Raw genomic sequence first — 2,417 nt, forward strand, 5'->3', positions numbered from 1 at the left:
ACCGCCACGGTCTGGACCTGCCTGGCCCTGCTGGCAACCAGCGACATGACAGTCCTGACCACCAGTACTCGAGCCGTGACAGAGATTCTGGCTCGCCGGAACGGGGGCCGCTGAGCCGGCTCCGGCACGGAGCCCCGGCGCAGGAGGTGTGCCGAAGAACATTTCTGTGAGCAAAGAGACCGGTCAGCGCTGCGTTTGTAATATTGCTTTTGCAGTCACCGGTATCTTCTGTCTTGACTGTACAAGCGCGGTAAGACCTGTTGTCTTACCGTAATGTCTCTGAGAAAGAGAATCTGTCGATGCGACGTACCCTTATCAAATTGCTCGCGCTAAGAATTTTCGCGAATGCAAGAAGGGAAGATTATGAAGCATATTCTGCTTTTGGATACGTCTGTCGGCTCACTCAACATGGGTGATGAGATCATCGGTCGATCAATTGAGGTGAACTGGCCCGATCTGTTCTCCTTCAACTATGTCATGCGCTTGGCTACCCACACCCCGATGTACACGCCCGTTCAGAACCTCCTGTACAAGCGCAAGCTCAGTATCTTCAAAGGTGCTGACATCAAGTTCCTATGCGGCACCAATGCTCTGTATACGAATATGCTGCGGCCCTTGCCGGCATGGAACATCAACTATATTAACTGCAGAATGGCTGCTGGGACGGTGTGCCTGGGGGTGGGGGCCGGAGTCAACTCCCGAGGTGTCAACCTCTACACCCGTGCCCTCTACCGCAAGGTACTGGCTCGCGACGTCGTGCACTCCGCGCGCGACGAGCGGAGCAAGAGGCTTCTGGAGAGCTTGGGGTTCCGTGCGTGGAACACCGGCTGCCCAACCCTGTGGGGGCTGACCCCCGATCACTGTGAGGCCATTGTCCGTACCAAGGGCGACGAGGTCGTCTTCACCCTCACCTCCTACCACCCCGACCCCCGCAAGGATCGGGCGATGATCGATGTGCTGCGCAGGCACTACTTCCGGCTGCACTTCTGGCCGCAGTCCATCAACGACCTGGACTACCTGCAGTCGCTAGGTGCGGCCGACGACGTCGAGATCGTTCCTCCGAACCTGGCCGGGTTTCGGGCGGTTCTGGGCCGAGGTGCCGACTATGTGGGGAACCGCCTGCATGGTGGCATCTTCGCCCTGCAGCGGCGACGACGCGCCATCATCGTGGCCATCGACTACCGGGCGCGGGAGATGGGAAAGGACTACTCGCTGCCGCTGGTGGAGCGTGACTCCATCGAGACTGACCTGGCCGACCTGGTCGAGTCCTCCTGGGCAACGAGGATTCATGGTCTGGACTTCAACCTCATCGAGACGTGGAAGGCGCAGTTCGGTGTCGGTGAGTAGTAAGGGGCGCATGACGCTCCTGTTGGGCAATACCTTGGTGTTCGCCTTGGGGGGTCTGGCGGTTAAGGCGGTCTCCCTGGTGCTCATGCCGTTGTACACGACTGCCTTGACGGCTGGTGAGTACGGGACGGCTGAGCTGCTCAACAGTGCCATTGAGATCGTGCTGCCGCTGCTCTCCCTGGGGGTGGTGGAGGCCCTTTACCGCTTCTCGATCGATGATGACGTTCCCAAGGATGAGCTCTTCGCTAACTCCCTGCTGGTTCTGGGTAGCGGCATCGTGGGGACTGCGGTGCTGTGTGCCTTCGCCGGCGTCGTGTGGGGTGTGGAGCATGTGGTGTCCTTCTTCGTGTTGTTCTGCTCGGTGTGCGTCTTCAAGGCCACGACCCAGCTTGCCCGTGGGCTTGGCCACGTGCGCCGCTTCGTGGCCTACGGCCTCATCAACGCGCTGGCCATGGTCATTGCCACCTACCTACTCCTGGTGCAGGGGCGTGCAGGGATCGAGGGATATCTCTGGTCGTACGCCATCGGTTATCTGGTAGGCGGCATGGCCGCGTTCCTGGGGTCGGCCGAGTACCGGCTGCTGGTGCCCTTCCGGGCTGATCGGGTGCTGCTGCGCCGGATGCTTGTCTACAGCCTGCCGCTCGTGCCCAACCTGCTGTCATGGTGGCTGGTGAGTGTCTCCGGGCGCTATGCGGTCTTGTGGGGTAGTGGCCTGGCGGCTGCGGGGCTGTTCACGGCGGCGAGCAAGATGCCCTCGCTCATCAACATTGTCGCCTCCGTGTTCCAGCAGGCCTGGCAGTACTCGACGGCCCGCGAGATCGGCTCACCTGACCGGGGCGCGTTCTTCGGTGCTGTGCTGAGGGGCTACTCCCTGGCGACCCTGTCGGCCGCCGGGCTGGTCATCGCCCTGAACCGACCGATTTCCCGACTGATGCTGCAAACGGAGTTCTCGGAGGGCTGGCGGTATGTTCCCCTGCTCATGCTGGCAGCGACCTTCGGGGTGATGACCATCTTCTTCGGGACGTTCTATCAGGCCCTCATGAGCAGCCGCGTTCTCATGGTCTCCACCA

Annotated in this window: 2 protein-coding genes; both read left to right on the forward strand. The window is 61.1% G+C overall.

Going from position 1 to position 2,417, the window contains the following annotated elements:
- Positions 1-441 precede the first annotated feature (441 nt).
- A complete protein-coding gene (locus BKH33_RS13290; RefSeq protein WP_232621494.1) occupies positions 442-1,347 on the forward strand; it encodes a polysaccharide pyruvyl transferase family protein in 906 nt (301 codons plus the stop codon).
- A gap of 10 nt (positions 1,348-1,357) precedes the next feature.
- Positions 1,358-2,417 (forward strand): lipopolysaccharide biosynthesis protein (locus tag BKH33_RS13295; protein WP_076142799.1); only part of this gene is annotated, 1,060 nt, incomplete at its 3' end.

This window comes from Actinomyces naeslundii (assembly GCF_001956585.1).
Lineage (GTDB): Bacteria > Actinomycetota > Actinomycetes > Actinomycetales > Actinomycetaceae > Actinomyces > Actinomyces naeslundii.